This is a genomic window from Streptomyces synnematoformans (assembly GCF_039531005.1).
GTDB lineage: Bacteria > Actinomycetota > Actinomycetes > Streptomycetales > Streptomycetaceae > Streptomyces > Streptomyces synnematoformans.
Window position 1 is genome coordinate 1 of sequence record NZ_BAAAPF010000397.1, and the last position, 5,672, is coordinate 5,672.

At 75.8% G+C, this 5,672-nt stretch carries 5 protein-coding genes; 4 read left to right on the forward strand and 1 reads right to left on the reverse strand.

Going from position 1 to position 5,672, the window contains the following annotated elements; all coding sequences use genetic code 11:
- From lnt to ABD317_RS32890, 3 genes are all read left to right on the forward strand, one after another.
- The coding region (lnt, locus tag ABD317_RS32880; protein WP_344294860.1) for an apolipoprotein N-acyltransferase at positions 1 to 1,070 on the forward strand (1,070 nt) is incomplete at its 5' end.
- Between the two features lie 226 nt (positions 1,071 to 1,296).
- A complete protein-coding gene (locus tag ABD317_RS32885; protein WP_027752735.1) occupies positions 1,297 to 1,749 on the forward strand; it encodes a phospholipase A2 in 453 nt (150 codons plus the stop codon).
- 186 nt (positions 1,750 to 1,935) lie between these two features.
- Positions 1,936 to 3,186, forward strand: a complete 1,251-nt coding sequence (locus ABD317_RS32890; protein WP_027752734.1) for an MFS transporter — start codon at positions 1,936 to 1,938, stop codon at positions 3,184 to 3,186.
- Between the two features lie 22 nt (positions 3,187 to 3,208).
- Here ABD317_RS32890 and ABD317_RS32895 read toward each other — a convergent pair whose 3' ends face one another.
- Positions 3,209 to 4,156: a hypothetical protein gene (locus tag ABD317_RS32895; protein WP_344294865.1), complete on the reverse strand. Its 948-nt coding sequence runs from the start codon at positions 4,154 to 4,156 to the stop codon at positions 3,209 to 3,211.
- A 518-nt stretch (positions 4,157 to 4,674) separates the two neighbouring features.
- On the opposite strand from ABD317_RS32895, the gene ABD317_RS32900 reads away from it, so the two are divergent.
- Positions 4,675 to 5,672, forward strand: a 998-nt coding sequence (locus ABD317_RS32900; protein WP_344294863.1) for a hemerythrin domain-containing protein, incomplete at its 3' end; no start/stop codon positions are given.

Sequence of the window (5,672 nt, forward strand, 5' to 3'; positions counted from 1 at the left end):
GCGCCGCGGCGGTGGCGCTGGGCGCGGGCGGCACGCTGCTGGTGCCGAGCGCCGGCGGGCCCGGCGACGAGCGGGCGCACGTGGCCGTGGTGCAGGGCAACGTGCCGCGGGCCCGCAGCCTGGAGGAGCAGGCCCGGGTCGAGATGGTCGCCGAGAACCACATCGCCGCCACCCGCGAGCTGGTCGAGGACATCGACGCGGGCCGGGCGGAGCGGCCCGACCTGGTGCTCTGGCCGGAGAACGCCACCGACCGCGACCCGCGCAACGACCCGTACCTCAGCGCCCAGATCTCCGCCGTCGTCGACGACCTCGGTGCCCCCGTCGTCGTCGGCGCCATCCTCGACGCCCCCGGCGACCGCATCCGCAACGCCGGGCTCCTCTGGCTCCCCGGCAGCGGCCCCGGCCCGTACTACGCGAAGCGGCAGCTCGTGCCCTTCGGCGAGTACATCCCGATGCGCTCGCTGCTCGGCGGCTTCGGCGACCTCCAGCTGATCCCGCGCGACTTCGAGCCCGGCGACGAGGCGGTGCGCCTGGACGCCGGGGACGTGCGCCTGGCGGAGTCCATCTGCTACGAGGTCGCGTACGACGGCCAGGTCCGCGACCAGGTACGTACCGGCGCCAACCTGCTGGCCGTCCCCACCAACAACGCCACCTACATGCGCGACGGCAACCTCGGCGAGCCCGAGCAGCAGCTCGCGATGTCCCGGCTGCGGGCGGTCGAGCACGACCGCTCGACGCTGGTCGCCTCCACCACCGGCATCAGCGCGATCGTCACGCCGGACGGCGAGACGGTCGACGAGACGGGCCCGTGGCGCCGCGAGGTGCTGACCGCGGAGGTGCCGCTGCGCACCGACGAGACGCTGGCGACGCGGGTGGGCGCGGCGCCGGAGTGGGCGATCGTGGCGCTGGCGGTGGGGTCGCTGGGCACGGCGCTGTATCTGCGCCGCCGGGACGCCGGGGGCGCGGGGGACGCCGGGGACGCCGAGGGCGCGGGGAACGCGGCGGACGCCGGGGGCGCGGGCGGCGCCTCGGGGGCGAAGGCCGGCGGCGCGTCGGGCGCCGAGGCCTGATAAGCCTCTCCCCGGGATCCTGTCAACGGGGCCCGGTTGCGCGGCGGTTGCGCGGGCCGGGGACGTACCCCGTCTTCATGAATCTGTCAGGAGCATGACTTCCCAGGGTCATTCTACGCGCATAGTCTGAGCGCCGGCACGACCGACTGCGCGGTCTCCCGCCGCAGTTGGCGCACCTCCCCCCAGGCCGTGCGCCGCGATCCGGCGCACCTACCCGAGGAGTCCCATGCGCCCCACCGCAACGAAGGGCCTGGTCGCCGCCGGCGTCACCGCGGCCGCCCTCCTGGCAACCGCCACGACCGCAGAAGCCGCCCCCGCCGACAAGGCCCAGGTGCTGTCGAGCTTCACCCAGACCAGCGCGTCGAGCTACAACTCCTGGGCGTCGGCCGAGGCGAACCGCGGCGCCTGGTCGGCGTACGGGTTCAACTGGTCGACCGACTACTGCAGCAGCTCCCCGGACAACCCCTTCGGCTTCCCCTTCCAGAAGTCCTGCCAGCGCCACGACTTCGGCTACCGCAACTACAAGGAGATGGGCGCCTTCTCCGCCCACAAGTCCCGCCTCGACAGCGCCTTCTACGAGGACCTCAAGCGCGTGTGCAACCGCTACTCGGGCGCCACCAAGAGCGCCTGCAACAGCACGGCCTGGGTCTACTACCAGGCCGTACGCGCCTTCGGCTGACCCGCACCGCGCACGCCCCGGCGGTACCCCCATGCCGCCGGGGCCGGCCCCGGGCCCGGCCGCGGGGCCCCGGCCCCGGGCCCGGCCGCGGGGCGCGGGCCGCACATATTCCGTTGACCCCCTGCCCGCCCGGGCGCCACAGTGGCGCCCTGGTCCGGATCGACGGCGTACCTGGGGCGGTGGGCGGTGGCTGGCGCGGAGACGACCCGTGACCCGTACGCCGGCAAGTCCCCCGCCGCGCCGCTGTGGACGGCCGACTTCCGGTTCTTCTTCACCGCCCGCACCACCTCCCTGCTCGGCGACGCCATGCTCCCCGTCGCCATCACCGCCGCCGTGCTGCACGCGGGATACGGCGCGAGCGGCGTGGGCTACGCGCTCGCCGCGCTCGTCGCGCCGTTCGCCGCACTGATCATCTTCGGCGGCGTGCTCTCCGACCGCTTCGGCGCCCGGCTGCTCATGGTCGTCTCGGACGCCGCGCGGCTGGTCTTCCAGCTGGTGCTCGCGCTGCTGTTCCTGCTGGGCACGCCGGCGCTCTGGCAGATCCTCGCGCTGCTCGCCCTGGTCGGGGCGGGCAGCGCGGTCTTCCAGCCCGGCGTCGCCAGCGTCACGCCGCGCGTCGCCCGGGACGTGCAGAAGGCCAACGCCACCCTGCGCGTCTCCGAGTCCGTCACCCTCGTGCTCGGCCCGTCGCTCGCCGGCCTGCTGCTGGCCGTCTCCTCACCGGCCGCCGTCGTCGCCCTCGACGCCCTGACGTACGGGGTGAGCGGCGTCTGCCTGCTTCTGCTGCGCGCGGTCCCCATGGGGCCGGGCCCCGAACGCGACGGGGCGCCGTCGTTCCGGGCCGACCTCGTCGAGGGCTGGCGGGAGTTCACGGCCCGCACCTGGCTGTGGAGCGTCATCGTCGTCTTCATGCTCTGGCAGCTCGCCGGCGCCGGACCCGCCACGACCCTCGGCAACAGCACGCTCGTCACCGACTACGGCTCCTCGACGTTCGGCCTGGTCATGTCCGCCTTCGGGGCGGGTAGCGTGCTGGGCGGGCTGGTCGCGATCCGCCTGCGCCCGCGCTACCCGTTGCGCGCCGGCGCGCTGTCGATGACAGTGTGGGCGCTGATGCCGCTGGGCGTCGCCCTCGGGCTCGCCGCGCCGCTGGTCGCCGTGTGCTACGGGATCAGCGGTGTCGGCGGGGCGTTCTGGATCGTCATGTTCCACACCAGCGTGCAGACGCACGTCCCGCAGGAGGTGCTGGGGCGGGTGCACGCGTACGACGCGGCCGGCTCGCTGGTGATGAAGCCGGTCGGCCAGGCGGCGGCGGGGCCGCTGGCGGGGGTGGCGGGGACCGTGCCGCTGCTGTTCGTGTCCTCGGCGATGGCGGTGGTGACGTGCGTGCTGCTGCTCGCGCTCCCGGCGGTACGGGGGCTCACGCGGGCGGAACGCTAGGCCGGGCGGCGCCGGGCAGGGCTCAGCAGTTGCAGTCGCAGCAGCCGCAGTCGCAGTCGCAGCAACCGCCGTCGTCGCCGTCGCCGTCGCTGCCGCAGCAGTTGCAGTTGCAGTTGCTGCAGCAGTTGGAGAGATCACCGCAGCCCCCGCAGTCGCACCAGCTGCTCCGCTGGTGCTCCTCCTGCGCTGCGCCGTCCTGCCCCAGCGGTACGCCGAACTCCGGCGGCGGGCCGTACCCGCCGCCGGCCAGGGCGAAGGTGCGGCGCACCGCCCGCTCCAACTCGCCGACCAGCAGCGCGCGGACCAGCCGGTCGTCGGTGAACTCCGCGTCCGCCAGGGCGAGCGCGACGCCGCGCGTCGCGTCCTCGCACAGCTGCCGCACCCGGGCGGGCGGCGTGTCCGTCGCCGTGATCGGGTTCCACGCCCCCGTACGGCGGTCCTCCTCGGCGTCCTGCACGGCGTCCAGCAGGTGCGCGATCCGGCCGAACAGCCGCCCGGCCTCGGCCAGCGCCTCCGCGTTGCCGGGCCGGCCCGCCAGCCGCGCGGTGTGGGCGAACGCCGCCGCCGTCGCCAGCTCCGTGGGCTCGGTCACCGTCAGCACCGGCGTGCCCGGCCCGGCCAGCGCCTCCACCTCCCGCTGCCGCTCCACCGCGGCGACGAGCACCGCGGTGTCGAACCCCAGCCCGGCCCCGCCCCGCGCCCCGTCGCCCTGCGCCACCTCCGCCCGGCGCATCCGGCGTAGCGGACAGGGCCCGGCGGTGCGCCAGCCGCCGCCGCTCCTGCCCTCGGCGGGGGCCGCCTGGGCGTCGTACAGCACCGATATCAGCAGCCCGTCGTGGTTGGTGGCCGCGCGCGCGACCTGGCCGCCCGTGCCGCGCAGCGCCAGACACAGCCCGCACAGGTGCCCCAGCCACTCCTTGGCGAGCCCCTTCGGCAGCCGGCACCGGCACGGCCGGATGATCCCGAACATCCGCATCCCCCCGTCCCTCTGTCCCCTGGTGCACCGCGGTCAACTGCCGTCCCCGCGGCGGCTCACGAGGCTACGCCAGGCGGGTTGCCGCCGTCAGGTGCCGCTCCGGCCGGGGACGGCGGCCGGTGCCGGGCGCGCTGGCCGCGGCGCACGTCGAGGGCTGACAGCCGGGCCGGGACGTTTTAGAGTGATCGGGTGCCCCATGGCCGCCGCCGGGTCGGCGGACGGGTGGCACTCGACCTGAAGGGGATGATCGTGATGGCCTGCGCCATGAGGACCGCCTGATCCGCTGATCCGCTGACGTTCGCGGACGCGCCCCTCCCCGCGTCCGGCGGCCCCGTGTCCCGCCGGGGCATGCCGCTGCGCTGTTCTCCAGCCGCGCCCGGTCCGCCGGGACCGCCCGGGCCGCCGGGACCCGTCGCGCTGTCCGCGTTCCACGACTTCGTACGCGCTGCCTGCCTGTGCAGGCATGCGCGCCTTGCTGCCCGAAAAGATCCGAAGATCCCGAACTGGAGACCATGAACCACGTACAGGAACGCGACACCGAACAGGTCATCGCGGAGTTCCGCGCCAACTCCGGCCTGGTCGGCGGCCGTTACGCCGACCGCCGCCTGCTGCTGCTCACCACCGGCGCCACCGGCGGCACCGCCGCCCGCACCACCCCGCTCGTCTGCGTGCCCGACTACGCGCCGGACGCCGAGCCGCGGCTGCTGGTCTTCGCCCCGCCCGCCGCCGACGGCGCACCGCCCGCCTGGTACACGGAGCTGGACGGCCACGAGCAGGTCGGCATCGAGGCGGGCAACTGGTCGTTCCGGGCCGCGGTGGAGATCGTCGGCGGGGCGGAGCGCGACCGGCTCCTCGCCCGCGCCGCCGAGGCCGACCCGGAGCTGCGCGCCGCCCGCGCCGCGGCAGCGGACCCGGTCCCGGTCGTCGCGCTGGCACCCGTGGACGAGGGCCCGCCGGCCGGGCCCATGGGCGACGCGCTGGTCACCATCCACCGCGCCTTCCGCCAGGAACTCGCCCTGCTCCGCGCCGAGGTCGCGCGGGCGGCCGCCGCCGGAACGCCGGCCCGGGGGCTGGTGCTGCAACTGCGGGTCAACTGCCTGTCGTTCTGCCACGGCCTGGAGTTCCACCACACCGGCGAGGACCAGATGATCTTCCCCTGGCTGGAGAAGGAGTTCCCCGAGCTCGCCGAGCCGCTCACGCGGCTGCGGCGCGAGCACGAGGTGGTCTCCGACCTCGTCGAACGGCTCCGCGCCCTCGTCGGCCTCGACGCCCCGGAGGACGCGGCCCCCGAGCCGGCGGCGGTGCTGAGCGAGGTCGACCGGCTCGTCGGCGAACTGGAGGCGCACCTGGACCACGAGGAGGCGCAGCTCGTCCCCGCCCTCAACGCGGCCACGAGCTGCCCGCCGCCGCGCCGTCCGGCCGGGCCGCCGCGGCCGGGTCGGGCGGGGCCCCCCCGGCCCCCGGGGCGCGCGCCCCGCGCCCGGGCGGAGGGCCCCCGCCGTGGGGCCCT